A 19,912-nucleotide genomic window follows, 5' to 3' on the forward strand; every position below is an offset into this window, starting at 1 on the left:
AGGTCGTCCAGATGGTTCGCCTGGTAACGCTCAATAAGCCGCCCGTCCAGCCGCAAAAGGTCAATGCGACGGCAAACGCCGAGCAGATAGCGCGGCTGGAGGCGCAGGCGGCGAAACTCCGGGAGCAGATCAGGCTCGCCAACAGGATGGGCGAGCGCGATTGGGCGGCGCAGGCCCGCCAGGAACTGGCGCAGGTGAACACGCAGCTGAGTTCCCTTCGGCCGCCGCCGCTTGCGGCTCCGGCAACGCCAGCTTCGAACGCCAGCACCGGCACATCCGGCAACGGCAAGACGGTGACGCCGGCGCTCCATGTGCGGACTGATCTCGCGGCACCCACGCTGATGCCGGTGAAACTTGACGGAAGCAAGCCCGACGACAACGCCGTGGAAGCGACGACCGCCCGCAGCATCGTCAACGACGTCACCGGTGGCAAAAGCATCGACCAGATTGCGTCTGCCCGCGGCATGACACGCGACCAGGTCATTGCCGCGCTGAGGTCTGGCGGGATGACCGTGTCGACCGCCGACCCGAGTGGCAATGGCGACGTGCAGACAACGAAAATCACGGATGCCAGCGGCCGCACCGTCACGCAATATTACGACTACCAACACGACAGCTACTATACGAGCGTGGAGCACCCCAATGGCACCGCGACCACCACGCCGGTCCGGGATGGGCTCGGGCGCAAGGAAACCAGCAGCTACAATCCCGACACCGCCGCCATCACGACGCGCTATGAAGACGATCTCGGTACCGGCACCGTCACCGAACGGACGTCGCTGCCCAACGGTGCTTCGGTGGAGACGGTGACGCCGGGCGCCGGCCCATCCCTTCCCGTGACCACCGTCACCGGTCCGGACGGCCACAAAACCATATTGGCGGCCGCGCAGGATCCGGGCGGGAAAAGCACGCAGAACATCAAGCAAGGTCTGGCCGACGGGAAAAGCATCGAGCAGATCGCGCGGGAAAACGGCCTCACCAGCGAGCAGGTGATGGCCGAACTGCAGGCCGCCGGCTATCAGGTCAAACCGCAGGCAGCGGAAAGCGGCAATGGCGACGTGCAGTCGGTCGAAATCGTCGATCCGCACACCGGCGACAAGACCGTCTACTCGCATGACTATCAGCACGACGAACGCTCCGTCGTCACCACGGCCGACGGCAAGGAAACTTCGCAATCCGTGGATGGCAACGGCAAGACCCGCAACAGTGTGCACAACACCAAAACGGGCGAGACCACGACCACGATCGTCGATCCGAAAACGGGGACCGAAACCAAGATCGTCACCGACAAGGACGGCCGGGTGACGACGACCATCACCGAGAAGATCAATGGCGGCAAGCCCGTCGAGCACGAGGTCAAGCCCGGCGACAATCTGACCCTTATCGCGCAGCAATATGGCGTGTCGCTCGATGATCTCAGACGGACGAATCCTGAGCTTTTCGATTCGCCCCGAGATCCGGACATCATCAAGCCCGGAGAAAAGGTCACCATCGAAAACGGGACGCGCACGACCGTGGAGGTCACCTTCAACGGCTATAAGCTGACCACCAAGCCCGATGGCAGCATGACGCTGCACAACAGCACCACCGGCACCGACCTGAAGATCGAGGCAGGAAGCACGCAGGCCGCGCTGGCAAGGACGCTATTGGCGGTGAACCCCAACAGCAGCAATTCCGAGGAAGCAAAGGAAGGCCAGATCGTGAAGACCTTTGTCGAAGGGCTGCTGGCCGGTGAGACCTTGCCCGGCCTCATCGACGCTGCGGAGAAAGCCGGACAGGACAAAAAAGCCCTGATCGACAAATACGGTCTGGGCACTGCCGCCAAGCCCAAGCTGGACGGGCAAAACAGGGTTGTCGATCCGTTCGGCGATCCGCCACAGGGCAACGCACCTTCCGGCGGGAAGTGGACGCCGATGAAGATCGACGGAGTCTGGACCTGGGTCGATCCCCAGGTCGCCCAGGCCATCATTTCCGAGAACATCGCCCTGTCGCGGATCACTGAGACGCGAGCTCTGGCCGGCCAGCAGCAGGAGCAGTTCAACGTCGATATGCTCGATCCCGCCTACAAAGATGCAGTTGATGGCGCGCAGACGATCTTGAACAAGGCACTGGCGCCTCACGGTCTGCAATGGACCGCGCAAAAACCGAAGGGCACGCTTGCAGATGCGCGGGAGCGGCTGACCAAGGCCAACACTTTGCTGCAGAACGCGCGGGGTGCCCGTGGTGAATATGAGAATGCCGCACGCGTCCTCAAAGATGCCATCGCCGGGCAGAGTAAGCTGACGCCGCTGGGTGATCCCAATGCAACAGCCGTCGGCCCTGTCAACAGCCCGAACCGGTATACGGAACACGCTCAGGGTGTCTCCGAGCATGCGGCCGTCGACAAGCTGTTTTCCGAGGTCGGCCTGCATCTAAGCAAGGGCGACAAGCTCACCATCGATTTCCTGGTGGGCAAGGCCGAACTGGACGGCGTTCCCACGGACTCGAAGGAATACAAGGATCTGAAGGCGCTACAGACGACAGCAGGCAGTCAGCTCGAACTGGCGCAGGCTTACCAGAACTACTTCGACGCTCATGCCACTGCCGCACAGGTCGGCGCGCAGCAGACGGATCTCGAGCAAAAGCTGCTTGTCCAGTATCTTGGCGAACGGAAGTTCGACCCAAACAAGGAATACAACCGGTACAGCGGCGACTACCTGGGTCACTACAAGACCTCGACGCTCGAAGTCCGTGATGGCCAGCTCTGGGTCGTCAACCATTTCGACAAAGGGACGACAGAGCAGCAGCTCACCTACAGTCTGAACGACAAGAACGTCAGGGACGAATACCGGGACCGCCAGCTCAACAAGGACTGGCAACAGCTTCTGAGCGGTTCGACGGAGAAGGTGTGCACCGCCAACGGCCTGGAAACCGCGAAGGCCGGCGAGGCGCAAGCGGCAAAGAATCTGAACGATGTCCTGGACAAGCAGCTCGGCGACAGCATCACCGACCTGAAAACGAAGCTGACGAGCCTGCAGACCAACTTCAACAATGCGCTGACGCAACACGGGCCTGGAGCGGTCGATGCGCCCCAAGGGACGCTGCCCGATGGCGTGCAGCCGGTCGAAATCGATGTCGGCGGACAGACGATCAAGGTGGCGCCGGAGGTTGCCCAGAAATACAACCAGATAGGGGTCGATGCGCTGACCCAGGGCGGCAAGGCGATCTGGATCGACCTGGACACGCAGGATGACGATCATGGTGGCCGCTGGGTCGACCCCGAACTGGCGGTCTCCAAGCTCAAGCTTGATGCGACAAGAGCTCAGATAGCACAGGCTGAGGATCTGCGCAGAGTGGTGCAAGGGTTCAGCGATTACCATGAGCTTCGGCTCAGCGATCCCTCGCTGTTGGCGGACCGCAACAGCACGGTGGACAAGACCTATCTGGACGAACATCAGCAGCAGACGCTCGACGGCATCTATCAGCCGAAGTTCCAGCAACTGCTCGACAGCGGCTACGACAACCAGTTCCGGGAACAACCTGGTACGACCCTCGATCACACGGTCGCCAGGACGTTCGGCCTGAATTCTTCGACCGATGATGGCCGCGAGGCGATCGAGAATGTGACGCATGAGATCCGCGATATTGGCGGCGACGATCCATATGTGCGCAGCGTACCGATCTTCTATGTCGACGACGAGGTCGGGACGCAGCAGGTCACGCTCTTTGCCGTGCGCGACGGAGACGGCAACACTCGCTATGTCGACGCAACCGGCAAGAAGTTCGACGACCTCGGCGATTTCCAGGACAACAACAGCCAGTTTGGTGAGAACGGCAAGCTCGTCGTTCCCAAAGGACTGGAGATGAAGGCGGGAGACGACGGCAAGATCGCGCTTGAAGTGGTGAAGGCGCGCAACGTCTCGGTCTGGGACAAGGTCGTCGATCCGCTGGTTGGCATCGGGACCGGCATCGCCACCATCTTGTCGTTCACGCCGGCCGCACCGATCGCGGCCCCGCTGGCCTATACGGGTGCTGCCTACCTCGGAACCCGAGCCGTCATAAACCAGGTCAACCATCTGGAACATGGCGGCGAGTGGGACGATGCCGAGTCACTGATGAACATCGCCAGCGCGGCGACCACGGTTCTGCCCATGGCATCCAGCGGCCTGCGCACCATTGGCATGGCGGGAAAGGAAATGACCGCGCTCCAGGCCTTCCGCGGCAGCATAGGTGCAACACGATCCGGTTCTTCCCTGGCGCTCGAAACCCGTGGTTACATGCAATCGACCGCCGGCCTGAACAAGGCGGCGTGGGGAATGGATGTCGGCTCGGTGATTGTCGGCGCACCCTTACTGGCGACCTCTGCCTACGATCTTGCCGTCAACGGAGACCAGATGAATGGTCTCCAGCTTGCCAATGCGCTTACGGGTCTTGGCACCGGCATCACCGGCACCGGCCTCGGCATCCACGGCCTGCGCACGTTGCGGCCGGGAACGGGCACGCAGGCGAGCTCCAATGGTCCGGACGCCAGTCCGCCACCGGGCAGCGACGGACCGCACCAACAGCCGCCTGGCGGCAACGGACCGCGGCAATTGCCGCCGGCGCCGGAGCCCGGTTCCTCGGGGCGCCCAATGAACGTCTATGAGATCGGTGCCGACGGCGTCTACAGGCCGACCGGGAAGCAGGTCTTCCAAGACCCCAACCATCCGGTGATACCCGGAGAAGTGATCAAGGCCGACGACGGCAGCGGCGATGGTTCGACAATGCAGCCGGGCCACGATCCTCAGGGGTCGACCCCGCCTGGTACTGCCCATCCCGCCGATGGCGATCCCATCATCGTACCGGGCAAGCCGATAGGACAAGACGGAACGGTGCGCCTCGTCTGGGATCCGGAGACACGCAGCTTTGCCGGCACGCCGGGACGCGACACGAGCGGGTATGTCTACACCAGCGGCAAGGATCCGAAAACGCCCTCGGCCTATCTCGACGGCTTGACCCTCGAACAGCTTGTGACCCGCTACGAACAGGAGAAGGGCTATTATTCCAGCCGCGAAATGGCCGAGCGTCACGGCCCGGACGGTCTCCAGATTCCGCGTACGCCGCTTCGCGACATATTGCCGGACTTCCGTGTCGGCGTCACCTTCCGGGTCCGGTTGAACACCGGCGACGCCTTCGGGATCGGCTCGCCGACAATTGCGGCCGTTGGTTTCGGTGTCGGAACCAAGACCGATTTCGGCATGATCGGGTGGTCGATCGTCGACAGCGTCAGCCAACACAGCCTGACGCCGTTCAAGGACGCACTCGGCACCCAGGGCGTCGTATCCTACAGGGCACGCGAATACAGGAACATCACAAGCCTCCAGGCCGGTGTCTGGCCGGTGTCCAACCAGACGGCCTTCCCGGTTCGCAGCAGCGATCTGTCGGCGGCGGCGAGCAAGGCGATATTCGGCGATGCGACCGGCTATGACGCCAAGCCGCTGAACGCTGCCATTGTCGGGACGACACCGGATGGCGAAGGCACCGTGATCGAGATGACCTACACGCCTTTGCTCAAGGGCGAGGGGGTCACGCTCGCACCTGGCCAGCATGACTTCTTTGGCGTGCCGGCGGAAAACAGTTTGGGGCACGTCCAGCTGCAAGGCGCGCTTCCGTTCGACCGTGTCATGACCGAGACCAAGGCAGGCATACGCCTGCCGATCGTCGCCAATCATGTCGCCGCGGTGGACCAGATGCCGCGCGTCGGCTTCGAGAAGCGCCCAGAACTGTCCGTCAAAGACACGCTCCAGCCGGGCGACATTGTGTCGACCCAGGCATACGACCAGATCCAGTCCGCTCTCGGCTCGACAAGCCTGAAGATCCAGTTCGCGGTCAAGGATCCGGCGAAGGCGTCCGAACTCATCGCAGCCATCGGCCAGGGCGATGGCATCCGCTCGATACGTGACCTCGTCAAGGCCGGCCAAATCGATCCGTCGAACATTGTTTCTCTGGTTGACGAACCGACGCTGAGCGGGTTGCGCCTCTCGGCCGTACCGGGCAAGGCGCCCACGGCAGAGATCGTTTTGCTAACCGGCGAGAAGGCTCGAATTGTAAACCCCGAGGCGATGCTGGTCGACGTCATCTTCAACGATCACAACAGGCTGCCTGGCGTACTGGGTTTCAATCCCGACCGGATGGTCACGTCCGCGACCTACAAGGTGAAATCGACAGTACAATCATGGCTTCCGGCGGGCTTCCAACCCGACGGATCGCCGCAGTCCCGCTACATGCCGAGCGCGGGCAACATCTATAAGAACCTCTACGGTTCGCATGGCACCCCGGCCACGCGCTACACGCTTTCACTGTCGACGCATCCGCTGCCTGCAGGTGCGTTGACCTTCAGCGCCGAAGTGAGAATCCAGTACAAGTCCAAGGCGGCCAGCATCGCGCCTTCGATCGCCAAGAACGAAACCGCGACACTGACCTTCGATCGTGCCGACGGGCAAAATGAGGAATTGACGATTCCCGCCTGGCTCGCCCACGCCGTAGAAGCCTCGCGCAACGGCGCGGCGAGCGGCATCCCGAAGGGCGGCAAGGCCTCCATGGAGCAGCTCCTCGGCGAACTGGAAAAGAACGCAAGACCTGACCAGCGCGCCGCGATCGAGCAATTTCGGACGGAATTCGGCCCGTCGATCGTCGATGGCGGCTTCATGCGCCAGAACGTTGCCGATGGCGTGCTGACCTTCCTTTCCTCGCAGGTGGGCAGCCGTCGAAACGGCCCGATCCAGATAAGGGACGAGCACGGGCAATCCGTGACGGCCACCCGTTATGGACCACTGCCAAAGAGCGCGGAGAATGTCTATGTGCCGCCCGCCGACGGACCGCCAGCACGCGGCGACGAGCCGGAGCTGATGCACAAGTCGCATATTCTGTTCCGCGATCCCGAGACCGGCGAAGCATACGTCCTGCCATGGATGCGCGGCGCCTCCGAGGACCATGTGCCGGGCAGTCAGGGGCGGCCGGAGGGCGAAAGCGTGCCGCCGGCGGCGGCGCCAGCCAGGAAGGCAATCGAGGCGGCGCCTCCAACGACCTATTCGCTGCAACAGGTCCGCAACATGCGCCAGCCCGAGAAATGGCGGGCCGGCGAGATTTATACGCGCGAACTCAATGGGTCGCTTGGAGAAGCGCATTTCCCGGTCGATGCCAGCCCGGGTGGACCCCACCCCGTCTCAGGCGTGGGTGGGCGATATGTGGATTCGCCCGTCTTCAAGAGCGACGACGTGATCGAGGCGATCGAGGTCAAGACCTATCATCGCTGGACGACGATCAACGGCGTCGCGCAGATGCGCGAAGTGCCGCTCACGCCGAAACTGCAGGAGCAGATCAACAAGGATGTGGCGCTGCGGAACGAGAACCCGGCTTATCAGCCGCGCTGGGTTTTCCTCGATGCGCCGCCTTCCGCGGACTTGCAGCGGGCGCTCGACGATGCGGGGATTGTCGGCAACATCTTCGGACACAACAAACCAGTCTCGGCAGCACCACAACCCCAATCCACGACGACCAAAACCAGTCCGGGCCGAACCCTGCGGCTCGAGGACGAGAGCGGCAAGGTGATCACCGCGGCAATGCTGGGCACCGAGCCGAGGGGGCCGGAACAGGTTTATGTGCCGCCTTCCGACGGCCCTCGCGCGCCAGCCGATGCACCGGAGCTGGCGGACAAGACGCACATACTGGTGTTCGACCCCGACACCGGCGAAGCCGTCGTGCTGCCGTGGATACGCGGTGCTTCCGACGGCCACGTGCCGGGAAGCCCGGGGCCGGAAGTCAGGGCGCTCTCCACCGACCAGATTTCGAAGCTGACCAGCGCGCAGTTGCGCGCCATCAAGCCGGAGCACATCGCCAAGCTGACGCCAGAGCAGGTTGCCGCACTGAGCCCCGAGCAGGTCGGGCAGCTGACACTTGAGCAACTTGCGGCGCTTCGGCCGAAGCAGTTGCGGGCGCTCAGCCCCGAACAGCTCCAGGCGATCAGGCCAAGCAGATTGCAGGCCGTTGCCCATGGCCGCATCAGCGGCTTGCGACCGGATCAGGTCGCTGCGTTCTCACCCGAGCAGCTTGCTGCGTTGACCATCGAGCAGGTGCGCAAGCTGACGCCGGACCAGATCGCCAAACTCAGCGATGAGCAGCGCAACGCCTTTACGTCAGAACAGTTCGCCGCCATGAGACCTGCCCAGTTCGGTCATCTCGATGCGACGCAGTTCGCGGCGTTGAATCCCGACCTTGTCGCGGCACGCGATCCCGTGACAACGGCAAAGCTGTCGCCGGACCACATCTCGGCGCTAACGCGTGAGCAGCTGGGTGCTCTGACCATTCATCAGATCGAGGCGCTGACGAAGCGGCAGATGGCGGCTCTGACACCGAAGCAGCTTGCGGAGTTGAGCCCCGGCCAGTTGCGTAAGTTCACACCCACGCAGTTTGCCTGGATGTCGACGGATCAGACGAATGCGCTTTCCGTGCTGCAACTGACGACCTATCGGGCGACCCATAAAAAGGCGATGACGCCGGATCAGGCCACCAGTGTGGATCTGGCCCTCGGCCATGCCAGGATGCGGGAAAACGCTCAGGCACTCGCTACCTTTGGCGGTATGTCGACCACCTCCTACATCCTGTGGAGTTCGTTGCCGCCAACCTGGACCGCCACCGCCGGAGCGGTGGCATTTGGCGCGCGAGGGTTCGTTTTCGGCGCGCAGGCGCTCTTCCCCAACGCAACCGCAGGTCACAAGCCGTTCGGGCGATTCCTCAACGCACTCGGCGGAGCCACATTCATTGCCGCAGCGCCAGGTGCCGCGACCGGGATGATCCAGGGTAAGGATCTTGTCGTCAACAGCACGTTCACGCTCGGCAACATCGTCTATGGCACGAAGTCGATGCTGCAGTCGTTCAGCGGCAGACCGGTGATCCGAAACCTGGCCGAATATTTGGCTGGTCCCGGCTATGTGCTTGGCTGCGCCGTCTATACGCTGCACTCTTGGCCGGCGCCGATCGCAACAGTCGCCGGCACCATGTTCACGTTCGGCTGCGCGGAATTCTGGGCGTCGGCCATAAGGACGGACCGGATGAATAGCCGTTCGGTGCCGCGAACCGACGCCGATATCGCGGCGGCGCAAAAGTCCGACAAAAAATGGGCTGCATGGGATCGGTGGACCCTGGGCATCACCTTCGGTGTTGGAATGCTTCTCTTCTCGCTGGACTCCCTGCTCGCGGAGCCTTGGGACGGCGCGAAGCCGACCTCTACGCCCGATCCGAAAAAAGCGGATGGCGATGCCTCGTCCCAGCGCCCCGATGATCCTTCGGATGTTCCAGATGGGCCGCAAACCCCGCCAGAGACCTTCCCGCAGCTCGTCGTGCAATCGGATGACGGCCTGAATTTGCGGACCCAGCCTGACGGGAATTCAACGGTGGCGACGGTTCTGCAACCCGGCACGTTCGTCGAGCAGACCGCGAAGCCTTCGACCGATCCGTCTGGAGAAGCCTGGATACCCGTCGAAGGTTTTGGACCGGACGGCGAAATGCATGCCGGCTGGGTTTCCGGCGACTATGTAGAGGTGCATCCCGAGGGCAGCAGCAATTCCGAGGGCCGGACGAATCCAACGCTGGAGAAGGACGGCTATCAGTGGGTCGAGGTCAAGAACGGCGACTCTATTCGCCTGATCGCCAGGACCCACTCGGCGGACGTGGCGGAGACGGTGGTGCTCAACATGGATCACATCCTGAGCCCGGACATGATCTTCTCCGGCGATCGCATCTATCTGCCTGGGACATCGGTCGGCTGAGAACATCGGCCGGCTGGGAAACGAACGGCGGGATCCTGAAGCGCGTCGCGTTTTTTGCGCCCGCCGGCATGCTGCGCCTGGCCGGTTCTCGCGGCATATGCGTGGGCGACACAGGCGGCCAGCTTTGCCGCTCGCTCCGCTATCGGATTGGATGGTTCGGAAGAGTAGGAGGCGGTAAACTGCAGGTCGGACGGGTGCCATTCACAGTCGACGATGCGCAGTTTACCGCTTTCGGTATACTCTTGGACGACGTCCTCTGGCAGGGTGGCTATGCCGATACCGTTGAGTGTCATCTTGATGGAAGCGGCTAGGGAATTGGCCGGAAAGATGCGCGGCGTCTCCTCCAGCTCGCCGGTGAGCTTGCGGTATAGCTCGCTGTAGGGCCTCGTGCTGCGCGCATAGCTGATGATTGGAAATTGCATCAGGTCTTTCAGCGTCAGCTTGCGTCGGTTGGGCAACTGCAATTGCGGCGAGCAGACCCAGATCAGTGGAAAGGATGGCAGCTCTATGTTCTCGATGCTGTATTCCAGTATCGGGCCCATCAGCACCGCAAGATCGAGCCGGTGGGACATGAGTTCATTGCGAAGGGTGGTCGTCGCATCGACGACAATATCCGTATCGACAAGCGGGTAGTTTGCCTGCAGTTCCCTGAGAAAATCCGGAAGCCATGTGTGCACGATGGATTCGGCGACTCCGAGCCGAAGCACCCCTGCCGTCTCCGAAAGAGAGCTGGCCGCCAGTTGCAGCCGCTCTGCTACGCGCAGGACCCGTTGAGCAGGTGGCAGCAGCCTTTGCCCCTCGGCGGTCAGCCTGACGGTGCTGCTCTGCCGCTCGAACAGCTTGGCACCCAGCGCTTCCTCCAGGCCGGCAATTCGCGTGGACACGGCCGGCTGCGTCGTGTTCAGGCGTTCCGCTGCCTTTCGAAAGCTTCCGAAAGTCGCCACCAGGAGAAACGTTTCAAGCTGCTTGATGTTGAACGGAATCACGATTCAATGCCGGACAATAATCTGGGCGCCGATCTTTACTCGATCATAAAGGTCGATAACGTCTTCATTGGTCATGCGGATGCAGCCGGACGAATTCGCCTGTCCGACGGTCCACGGCTGATTGGTGCCATGGACGCGATAAAGCGTGTTTCCGATATACAAGGCGCGGGCGCCCAACGGGTTGTTCGGCCCTCCCACGACGTGGGCGGGCAGCAAGCGGCCTTTTGAGGCTTCCCTGGATCGCATTTCGGCCGGCGGCCGCCAATCTGGCCAGTCTTTCTTGCTCGAAATCGTGTCGCGGCCGGACCACTCCAGGCCTTCCTTGCCGACTCCCACTGCATATCGCAGCGCCTTGCCGCCTCCCAGGATGTAATACAGGCGCCGCTCCGTGGTGTTGATCACGATCGATCCCTTCGGTTGAGCTTCGCTGAAAGCCACGATCTCCCTTGGGATTGCCGACCACCCGGGCTGAATTTCTTCGCCCGAAGTCCGGTCACGACCGGAAGGGGAGACCAACACGTTTCTTGCCGGATCGTAAGCCCAACTTCTGGGGTCATAACCGCTGTTCGATTGGGCCTGCGACGGCGCCATGGCGGCAGTCAACATGGCGAGCAGAGCCGACGCACCCAATCTCTGGAAGGGACGAGGACTGATCGGAATCTTGCGTCCAGGAACGCTTGGGGGACCATCCAGCTTCGCGAGCGAGATCTTGTTTGCCGCCACCGAGACCGATCCCTTTCTGTGAAGCATTGAACCGGCGATCACGAACCGGTGATTGATTCCAGCGCGCACCATATCGCTTTGCGGATCGTTCGCAACATTTGGCACGGGAAGTTAATGCGTAGTCCAATTGGACTTCCATTTTTCCCGTGTGCGCGATAGAGTGAAAACCAGCGGGCAAACCATGAAGCGAGCGACGCGGGGCACCACTCGTGGATCGCTTGCAATAGGACCAAAGTTGACGGGACGCGGTATTTGCCATGCGGATCGGTTGTCGGGAGCCAGGGCCGCCTTTGTCGCCTGCGGCCTTGCCGTCCTGGCGCTCGGCCTTGGCTCGCCGCACGCATACGCTGCCGAACCGCGATGGCCTCCTGGGCCTTACAAATACATCACGGTCGACCAGTCCGTGACAGACGCGCTCATCGAGCTTGGCCGCAACATGCGGGTGCCGATGCGCGTCAGCAAGCTTGTAAAGGGGCGCCTGAGCGCCGGCATGCCGGTGGGAACGGCCCGCGAGTTTCTGGAAGAGATTTGCAATCGATACGGGCTGGTCTGGCATTTCGACGGCATCGTCATGAACGTCGCGACCGAAGCCGAAATCCAGACGGAAATGATCCCGCTTGATGCCAACATGGCTGCCGGCGCGGAAGATCGGTTGTCACGGCTGGGCGTCATTGATCCGAGGTTTCCGATCAAGCTTTCTAAGCAAGATGATGTCGTCTCGGTATCAGGGCCACCCTCCTACATCGAACTGGTCAGGAAAACGCTCGGAGTTCCTGCGGCTACGGGCACGAAGCAGGAGCCGGGCAAAGTTGTCTCGGTCCGCGTTTTCCGCGGAAAGCAGGCGGAGGCGCAGGATGTCCCCTCCGCCAGGAAGAACTGAGGAATAAGGAACAGGAGGGCTGGTTCATGCAGATCGCGCCGATTGGAGCCCTGGAGGCTACGCTTGCAAACTTGACCACCAGTATAAGCTCGCAACAGCAGATCACCGCTGGCTTCGCAGCCCAGCCTGGCAATCGAATGGTTGGTGCCAAGCAGGAGAAGAACGACACCGCGAAAGTCAACACGCCTGAGCGTGGTGATGTCGTCACACGGGCAGGCCAGCAGGCGGCACAGGCATCGTCCGGCGCCAATCAGGCAATGGCTGGACAATCCTCCAAACCGGAAAGGACAGAGCCGATCGTCGAACGCCAACTCTTCGACTATCTGGCGGAGGCCGAGAAGGCGGGGCGCGGGGCGTTCACGGATCCGTCGGCACTGTTCGGTTCCGCCGTCCGGTCATTGGAAGGAACCATGCAACAGGTCCAGAAAGCCCTTGGCCAGGCGAACGCTCCCGTGAGTGCCGATGCAGCCACGGTACAGGATGCCGGTGGCAAGACCGCCACGTCAGGCAAGGAAGCCGAAAACTCTCCGGCAAAGAATGCCGAGCAACTTCTCGAACGGTCCATTTCGGTGATGTGGGCAGCCGCCAATCTCGAGGTGGTGACGAGCAGCGTGACGGCTGTCACGTCGTCCACCAGCACGCTGATCAAACAACAGTAAATGCCGCGGAGTGTTTCGTGCCGACGCTAACCTTGCCGTGGCGGTCAACGCTATTGAACCGATACGGCGCCCGGTGGCGCGTCGCCCTCGTTGTCATGGGTGTGCTCGTGCTGCAGGCGTGCTCCGTGGAGCTCTATTCCAACCTCAGCCAGCGGCAGGCCAACGAGATCGTGGCTACGCTGGTGCGCCACGGGATTCCGGCGCAACGCGAGACCGGCAAAGACGGCAAGATGACGGTTTCCGTAGAGAAGGGCCGCTTCGCCGAGGCCATGGCGATTCTCGACGAAAGTGGCTTGCCCAAACAGGAATTCCAGACGCTCGGCGAGGTGTTCAAGAGAGGTGGGATTGTATCCTCGCCGGCGGAAGAGCGGGCGACGATGATCTATGGCCTGAGCCAGGAGCTGTCGCAGACCATCTCGGATATCGACGGCGTGCTTTCCGCGCGCGTTCATCTCGTCCTGCCCGAAAACGATCCTCTGAGACAGCAGCTGGTGCCGTCGTCCGCCTCCGTCTTCATCCGGCATCGCGCATCCGTTCCGATGAATGAGCTGATCCCGCAGGTCAAGATGCTGGTGGCCAAGGGTGTCGCCGGACTGACTTATGACAATGTTTCCGTCACCCTCATTCCGGTGACCGCGACAGCCCCCGAACAGGGGACCGGCGAGGCGGGCTTTACGAGCTTCCTCGGCCTCTGGCTGCATCCCGGCAGCGTCGCCGCCGCGATGGGGCTGTTTTACGGCATGGCGGCAGCCATACTCGCGCTGGCTGCCCGGCTAGCCTACGTGCAGTGGTACCGACAGCCAGGCGTCTATGCGCTCGATGCTTCGGCGATGCCTGTGAAGAAGACATGACGGGGACTTGCTCGACGCAAACCGCCAGCCCGGAGTGGCAGGCATTCGTGTCCAACCCCGCGTCTTATGTGGATGCGGCAAGGCTCGCGGAATGCTTTGACGGCACGATCGGCGAGGCTGCTTGCGAGCGCATGCTGCAGTCGCAACGCCTGCATCAACGATTGTCGCAGTTTCTGGTCGAGCGTCACAGGCTGTCTTCAGCAGTTGAAGAGCCGGCCGACGAGGTCGATCGAGCGATCGCTCTGTCCTCCGGCGAGGAATTGGAGGAACTCGCGCTTCGCGCCGGCGCGATCTACTGGGCCGGCAGTCTGGCCGCTGTCATTGTTGGGCGCGAAGCGGCAGCTTGGCAGGCGGCGCTTGGCGCGGATCTCTGCGCTTTCGCGGTCGCCAATCGCGATCTGGCCGGTCCGGTGCAGCGATTGGAGCCCCCGGAAGATATTTACGGTCGTGTCTATGCCGACGGCCTGGGTTGCCTTGGCGCCTGGTGTCAGGCGATGCCTGCCGATACGAGCATGCGGGTGCGCCTCAAGCTGGTGCCGCACGAGCTTGTCGACCAGACGGCAGCCGGCCCCTTTGCCGAGGCCGGTCCCGCGATTGTCCGACGAGCGATGAGCTAGGCGGGATGGTCGAACCGGGCAAAGCGACCAATGCTGTGCCGAGGCGCCCTCTCGCCCGGATCCTGCGCGCCGCCGAGGTGCGCGCGCTGCAGGACGGGCATGCCTTTCTCGATGAAGCAAAGCGCGATGCGCAGCAGTTGCGCGACGCTGCCCGGCGAGCCTATGCGGCTGAATATGCGCAGGGTTACGAAGACGGCAAGGCGCACGGCGATGCGGATGTCACGCGCTTGATAAGCGAGACAGCGGTCAAGGTGGATCGCTATCTTGGCGGGCTGGAAGCCGAGGTCATCAGCCTGGCCCTTGATGTCGTCAGGCGAATGCTTGGAGAATTCGACGTCAGCATGCTTGTCGCCAAGGCCGCGAGGCAGGCTGTGACTGAAATTCGCCGCGCCAAATATTTGAATGTCCGGGTTCATCCCGGTTCCGTCGACAGGGTTCGTGATGAGCTGGACGCGGCCTTGCGCGAGAGCGATCTGGGCATGACGGTGGAGATCGACGCGGATGGCGCGCTGGCGGCCGGCGCCTGTATCATTTCTTCTGACTTTGCCGTCGTCGATGCGAGCATCGACGCGCAGCTCCAGGCCATAGCTGCCGCGATTGCGTCAAAGGCGGAGGTTCCATGACAGCGCGCGCCGTTGATATCGAAAGCCGTCTGGCGTCCATCATTCCGAACCTGCGTTCCGCCCTCCGCGACGATGCGAGCCGGCCGAGTAAGGGGCGTGTTAAGCGGGTCACCGGCACGGTTATCCATGCGACCGTGGAGGAGGCCCGGATCGGCGAGATATGCGAACTGGTCGACCCCAGGACCGGCAAGACGACCAGGGCGGAAGTCGTCGGCCTCATGGACGAAATGGCGATCCTTGTTCCGCTTGGCGACCTGAACGGTCTTTCAAGCCTGACCGAGGTGGTTGCGACCGGAAAGGACCAGCGAGTACCCGTCGGTCCCGGGCTTCTCGGCCGGGTGATCAGCGCGCTCGGCGAGCCCTTGGACGGCAAACCGCTTTTGCCGGATGGCATTACCAGCAGCTATCCGGTCAACGCCTATCCGCCATCTCCGCTCGAACGCAGTTTGATTTCCGAGCCGATCCAGCTCGGAATCCGGGCCCTCGACGGGCTGCTCACCTGCGCGCGTGGGCAGCGCGTCGGCATCTTCGGTGAACCTGGCGTCGGCAAGTCGATCCTGCTTTCTGATATTGTCAGCGGCACCGATGCCGATGTTGCCGTGGTCGCCCTTGTCGGCGAGCGCGGCCGCGAGGTGCGCGAATTCGTCGAACATCAGCTTGGACCGGAAGGGCGGCAGCGGGCAATCGTCGTCGTGGCGACATCGGACCGGCCCGCCATCGAGCGCGTCAAGGCCGCCTATGTGGCGACCAGCATTGCCGAATATTTTCGTGACCAGGGCAAGCATGTGCTGCTTGCGATGGATAACATAACGAGGTTTGCCCGTGCGCAGCGCGAGATTGGCCTGGCCTCGGGCGAGCCACCGACGCGTCGCGGGTTTCCGTCTTCGCTGTTCGCGGTCTTGCCGCGCCTGCTCGAACGATCGGGCCCGGGCCGCGTCGGTTCCATCACGGGCCTCTACAGCGTTCTCCTGGAAGGAGACGGCACGCTGGATCCGGTCGCCGAGGAAATCCAGGCGCTGCTCGATGGCCACGTCTTCCTGTCGAACGAACTCGCACAGCGGAACCATTTCCCGGCCATCGACGTCTTGCGCAGCCGAAGCCGCCTTATGGACGCGGTTGTGCCGCCGGTACATCGGTCAGACGCCAGCCGCCTGCGTGAACTGCTTGCCCGCTACGCCGACATCGAACTTCTCCTGCGGGTCGGTGAATACGAAAAGGGCAGCGACGCTTTGGCGGACGAGGCGGTGGCGAAGATCGATGCCATCAATGCCTTTCTGCGTCAGGCGTCCGCCACACACGAGAGTATCGAGAAGACACGCCAAGTCATGCGGGAAATCGTCGATGAAAGACCGTGACATGATCGCTCGATTGCGCGACCTCAGACGCCGCCGGGAAGAACGCGCGAAGGAAGGCGTGATCAGAAGGCACGCCGCCGCGCACCGGGCCACCAGGGAAGCTCAGGAGGCGGCCAGCGCCGTCACGCAACACCTCCAGCGCACGGTTGACGCCGAAGATGCGGCGTTCGGTTCGCTTGTCGGACAACCGGTAAAGGCCGCCAGTCTACATCGGCTCCAGGGACGATTCGAAATCGCCGCCAGAAAAACCGAGAAGCTGCGTGAAAACGAGAAGATGGCCGGCGTCGCCGAGGAGCGACGGAAAATGGAGTTGTCGGCAGCCCGCAACGATCATCATGCGAGCATGAAGGCGGTGGCGAAGCTGGATCGACTGCTGGAGCATCTGACCAAACGCAGCGCGCGTCGTCGCCTGGCTCTTTCCGAGCTTGTCGAGGAAGAGGAACGCGGTTCGCCGCGCTTGCCTGCAGAACGATAGCCCATCGGTGACCGTGGATATGGAAGTGTAATGCCTCAGGCCCTGGCGTCGGCAAAGACGAAAGCGCGCCGAAAACCGGTGAAACGCACGGCCGGCCTGCCCGGAGTCGGCGAACGGCTGACGCTGGAATCCGTCGCCGCCGTGGACGCCGCGGCCTTGAACGCCTTCTACCGCCGTCGCGCTCCCGCGCAGATCACCATCGCGGGGAAGGCAATGACGATTGCTGCGGTCTGGCCGACGGCGAACCCCGCGGACCAGCGGCCGTGCACGATTGCGTTCACCGTCGCAGGCAAGGTCGCCAAATTGCGCCTGCCGCTTTCTGTGGTCGAACAAGCCTTGGCCAAGGCTGACGAACTGGTCGACATGAAACGACTGGCGCCCACTCATGCCGCACTGCTGCTGGAATCCGCATTCGAAGAAGACCTCGAAAGGATCGAGGGCAAGCTGGGTGAGAGGATCGCGCTCACCTCGGTCGAACGAAGAGATACGGTCTCGGAGCAAATCTCGCTCGCTTTCGTCATGGCCAGCAACGACGACACGATAGACTGCGTGCTGAACACGGCGGACGCCGGCCTGGCGGTTCGGATCGGCCGCCTTCTAGACGAGATCGGCAAGACGAGGCCGCCGATTCCGGCCGAATTCCCGCTGTCGGTCTGCCTTCGGCGTGGCGTGCTGACGATCACCCTTGGCGAGCTTCAAAGCCTGCAGCCTGGCGATGTGGTGCTCTTCAGGGATGCGGAGGAAGAACGCATGGCGGCACTCATCATTGCCGAGCGCCTTTATGCGCCGGTGACCTTGACTGCCGAAGGGCCGCAATTGCTTGCCGCGCCGACTGCAATCGCCGGATCGAATTGGGAGTGGACCATGAACCAGAACACGCCGCCGCCAGCCGGCCAGACATTGGAAGAGTCGACTCTGGACGAGTTGCCGGTCGCGCTTGCCTTCGAGATCGGCCGCACGGCAATGCCTCTTGGGGACGTAAGACAGCTTGCGCCCGGCGCTATCGTTGCACTCACCGACGTAACGGAGGAGACCGTCGACATCATCGCCAACGGCAAGCGTGTTGGTCGTGGCGAGATCGTGCGGATTGGGGAAAACCTGGGCGTGCGGATCGTCCGTATGTTCGACAATGCTTGAGAATTCGCCCAACCTGCTTGGGATTCTGATCGCTGTCGGCTTCGTCGGATTGCTGCCGCTGGCAGTCGTCACGATGACGGGCTTCCTGAAAATTTCGGTCGTGCTGTTTCTCATCCGCAACGCGCTTGGCGTCCAACAGATGCCGCCCAATCTGGTGCTTTACGGCATAGCGCTCGTGCTCACGGTCTACGTCACCACGCCGATGCTGACCGAGATGTCGGGCCGGCTTCAGGAAGGGCAAGTTCAGTTCCAGACGACGGACGACCTCGCCAGGGCGGCGCAACTGGTCAGGGAACCATTGCAGCGGCATCTTATGAAATTCACCCAGCCGCAAGAGCGGCAGTTCTTTCTCGACGGCACCACTCGCCTGTGGCCGGAACAAGCGCGGCAGAACCTCAAGGACGACGATCTCTCGATCCTTGTTCCGGCCTTTGTCGCATCCGAGCTTACCCGTGCCTTCGAGATCGGCTTCCTGCTTTATCTCCCTTTCCTCATTATCGATATCGTTGTTGCGAATGTCCTGATGACGCTCGGCATGATCATGGTGTCGCCGGTTCTCATCTCGATCCCGCTGAAACTGTTCCTTTTCGTCGCCATTGATGGCTGGTCGCGGCTGATGCATGGCCTCATTCTGAGTTACGGCTGACGCCGCTGGGGGATTGTGCATGAACAATGACTTCATCCTGGCGAAGATCCAGAGCGCGCTTCTGACGGTGCTGCTCGCGTCCAGTCCGGCGATCATCGCGGCGCTTGCCGTCGGCATCCTTGTCGGCCTTGCCCAGGCGCTGACGCAGATTCAGGACCAGTCGCTGCCTCAGACGATCAAGCTCGTCGTGATCCTGCTGGTCATCATGGTCTTCGGTCCGCTGCTTGGCCAGCAGATCGCGGAGCAGGCCTCGACGGCGCTGGACGAATTCCCCGTCGTCACGCGCTGAGGCTGGCGGATGCCGGTCGAACCAATCTTCGCATCTGTCAAGGAACTGCAGTTCTATCTTCTGGCAGGCGCTTTCGCGCTCGCACGCCTGACCGGTTTCATGCTCCTGATGCCGCTCTTTTCGCGTGTGCCGCTAACCGGGCTTCTGCGCAACGGCGTGGCCCTGGCGCTCGCGGTTCCGGTCTTTCCGATGATCGTGACCAAACTGACGAACACCGATATCACGACGACGATGATCGTCCTGTACATGCTCAAGGAGGTCGTTGTCGGGGTGACGCTCGGGCTGGCAATGGGCATACCGTTCTGGGCGGCGGAGGCCGCGGGTGACATCCTGGACCTGCAGCGCGGTTCCACGATGGGGACCCTGATCGATCCGATGATGACCCATGAGACGAGTGCCACCGGCACTTTGCTCGCCGTCATCATGGTCACGATCTATCTGGCTGCCGGCGGCCTGCAGCTTTCCCTGAGCGGCCTCTACGACAGCTACGGCCTCTGGCCAATCGACCAGCTTCTGCCTGTGTTCAGCAAGGATGCCGCCAGAATATTTCTCGATCTGCTCAACCGCATCCTGGTGATGGCACTGACCCTTGTGTTCCCGGTCGTCATCAGCATGCTCTTGTCCGACATTGTGCTGGCTTTCCTGGCGCGCGCCTCGCCGCACCTGAATGTCTTTGCCCTCTCGCTGGTCGTCAAGACGCTGGTGTTCAGCCTCGTCCTTGTCCTCTATGCGGCTTTCCTGCTCTTCTACATGAACCGGGATCTTGGCTTCCTGCACGAAGCAACCCGACAGATAGAAGCAATCGGCTGCCGCAGCTGTCAATGACAACAAAAGCTCTATGAGTGGTGGCTAATAATAATGAAGTCTCCTTCGCCGACCAATAAAC

At 62.2% G+C, this 19,912-nt stretch carries 14 protein-coding genes; 12 read left to right on the forward strand and 2 right to left on the reverse strand.

Annotated elements, in window-relative coordinates:
• Positions 1-11 precede the first annotated feature (11 nt).
• Positions 12-9,785: a LysM peptidoglycan-binding domain-containing protein gene (locus NKI49_RS01020; protein ID WP_352598179.1), complete on the forward strand. Its 9,774-nt coding sequence runs from the start codon at positions 12-14 to the stop codon at positions 9,783-9,785.
• On the opposite strand, the gene NKI49_RS01025 is transcribed toward NKI49_RS01020, so the two are convergent.
• Both NKI49_RS01025 and NKI49_RS01030 read right to left on the reverse strand, forming a co-directional pair.
• Complete coding sequence (locus NKI49_RS01025; RefSeq protein WP_352598178.1) at positions 9,758-10,771, reverse strand: LysR family transcriptional regulator; 1,014 nt, start codon at positions 10,769-10,771, stop codon at positions 9,758-9,760. The genes NKI49_RS01020 and NKI49_RS01025 overlap by 28 nt on opposite strands.
• 3 nt (positions 10,772-10,774) lie before the next feature.
• Positions 10,775-11,599 (reverse strand): L,D-transpeptidase, encoded by an 825-nt coding sequence (locus NKI49_RS01030; RefSeq protein ID WP_352598177.1) that lies wholly within the window; start codon positions 11,597-11,599, stop codon positions 10,775-10,777.
• Positions 11,600-11,942: 343 nt separating this feature from the next.
• On the opposite strand from NKI49_RS01030, the gene NKI49_RS01035 reads away from it, so the two are divergent.
• The 11 genes from NKI49_RS01035 (at position 11,943) to sctT (ending at position 19,851) form a co-directional block, all read left to right on the forward strand.
• Positions 11,943-12,374, forward strand: a complete 432-nt coding sequence (locus NKI49_RS01035; RefSeq protein ID WP_352598176.1) for a type III secretion protein — start codon at positions 11,943-11,945, stop codon at positions 12,372-12,374.
• Positions 12,375-12,400: 26 nt separating this feature from the next.
• Positions 12,401-13,033 (forward strand): hypothetical protein, encoded by a 633-nt coding sequence (locus tag NKI49_RS01040; protein ID WP_352598175.1) that lies wholly within the window; start codon positions 12,401-12,403, stop codon positions 13,031-13,033.
• Between the two features lie 17 nt (positions 13,034-13,050).
• Positions 13,051-13,884 (forward strand): type III secretion system inner membrane ring lipoprotein SctJ, encoded by an 834-nt coding sequence (gene sctJ / locus NKI49_RS01045; protein ID WP_352598174.1) that lies wholly within the window; start codon positions 13,051-13,053, stop codon positions 13,882-13,884.
• Positions 13,881-14,501: a SctK family type III secretion system sorting platform protein gene (locus NKI49_RS01050; protein ID WP_352598173.1), complete on the forward strand. Its 621-nt coding sequence runs from the start codon at positions 13,881-13,883 to the stop codon at positions 14,499-14,501. Before sctJ ends, NKI49_RS01050 begins: the two co-directional genes overlap by 4 nt.
• A 5-nt stretch (positions 14,502-14,506) precedes the next feature.
• Positions 14,507-15,124: a type III secretion system stator protein SctL gene (gene sctL, locus NKI49_RS01055; RefSeq protein ID WP_352598172.1), complete on the forward strand. Its 618-nt coding sequence runs from the start codon at positions 14,507-14,509 to the stop codon at positions 15,122-15,124.
• Positions 15,121-16,479, forward strand: a complete 1,359-nt coding sequence (locus NKI49_RS01060) for a FliI/YscN family ATPase (protein ID WP_352598171.1) — start codon at positions 15,121-15,123, stop codon at positions 16,477-16,479. Before sctL ends, NKI49_RS01060 begins: the two co-directional genes overlap by 4 nt.
• Positions 16,466-16,954, forward strand: coding sequence for a hypothetical protein (locus NKI49_RS01065; protein ID WP_352598170.1), 489 nt, complete (start codon positions 16,466-16,468; stop codon positions 16,952-16,954). The genes NKI49_RS01060 and NKI49_RS01065 overlap by 14 nt, the downstream gene beginning before the upstream one ends.
• 78 nt (positions 16,955-17,032) lie before the next feature.
• Positions 17,033-18,091 carry a type III secretion system cytoplasmic ring protein SctQ gene (sctQ, locus tag NKI49_RS01070; protein WP_352598169.1) on the forward strand — a complete coding sequence of 353 codons (1,059 nt, stop codon included), beginning with the start codon at positions 17,033-17,035 and terminating at the stop codon, positions 18,089-18,091.
• Positions 18,084-18,737 carry a type III secretion system export apparatus subunit SctR gene (sctR, locus tag NKI49_RS01075; protein WP_352598168.1) on the forward strand — a complete coding sequence of 218 codons (654 nt, stop codon included), beginning with the start codon at positions 18,084-18,086 and terminating at the stop codon, positions 18,735-18,737. Before sctQ ends, sctR begins: the two co-directional genes overlap by 8 nt.
• A 19-nt stretch (positions 18,738-18,756) precedes the next feature.
• The gene (locus tag NKI49_RS01080; RefSeq protein ID WP_352598167.1) at positions 18,757-19,026 is read left to right on the forward strand and encodes an EscS/YscS/HrcS family type III secretion system export apparatus protein; all 270 of its coding nucleotides are present in this window, start codon (positions 18,757-18,759) and stop codon (positions 19,024-19,026) included.
• Positions 19,027-19,035: 9 nt separating this feature from the next.
• Entirely contained in the window at positions 19,036-19,851 is an 816-nt protein-coding gene (gene sctT, locus NKI49_RS01085) for a type III secretion system export apparatus subunit SctT (protein ID WP_352598166.1), read from the forward strand.
• The last annotated feature ends 61 nt before the right edge of the window (positions 19,852-19,912 follow it).

The sequence above is a fragment of the Mesorhizobium sp. M0587 genome, from assembly GCF_040320945.1.
GTDB lineage: Bacteria > Pseudomonadota > Alphaproteobacteria > Rhizobiales > Rhizobiaceae > Mesorhizobium.

Coding starts and splice junctions, on each gene's coding strand:
- NKI49_RS01020 (WP_352598179.1), top strand. CDS start 12: ATGGTTCGCCTGGTAACGCTCAATAAGCCGCCCGTCCAGCCGCAAAAG.
- NKI49_RS01035 (WP_352598176.1), top strand. CDS start 11,943: ATGCGCGTCAGCAAGCTTGTAAAGGGGCGCCTGAGCGCCGGCATGCCG.
- NKI49_RS01040 (WP_352598175.1), top strand. CDS start 12,401: ATGCAGATCGCGCCGATTGGAGCCCTGGAGGCTACGCTTGCAAACTTG.
- NKI49_RS01050 (WP_352598173.1), top strand. CDS start 13,881: ATGACGGGGACTTGCTCGACGCAAACCGCCAGCCCGGAGTGGCAGGCA.
- sctL (WP_352598172.1), top strand. CDS start 14,507: ATGGTCGAACCGGGCAAAGCGACCAATGCTGTGCCGAGGCGCCCTCTC.
- NKI49_RS01060 (WP_352598171.1), top strand. CDS start 15,121: ATGACAGCGCGCGCCGTTGATATCGAAAGCCGTCTGGCGTCCATCATT.
- NKI49_RS01065 (WP_352598170.1), top strand. CDS start 16,466: ATGAAAGACCGTGACATGATCGCTCGATTGCGCGACCTCAGACGCCGC.
- sctR (WP_352598168.1), top strand. CDS start 18,084: ATGCTTGAGAATTCGCCCAACCTGCTTGGGATTCTGATCGCTGTCGGC.
- NKI49_RS01080 (WP_352598167.1), top strand. CDS start 18,757: ATGAACAATGACTTCATCCTGGCGAAGATCCAGAGCGCGCTTCTGACG.
- sctT (WP_352598166.1), top strand. CDS start 19,036: ATGCCGGTCGAACCAATCTTCGCATCTGTCAAGGAACTGCAGTTCTAT.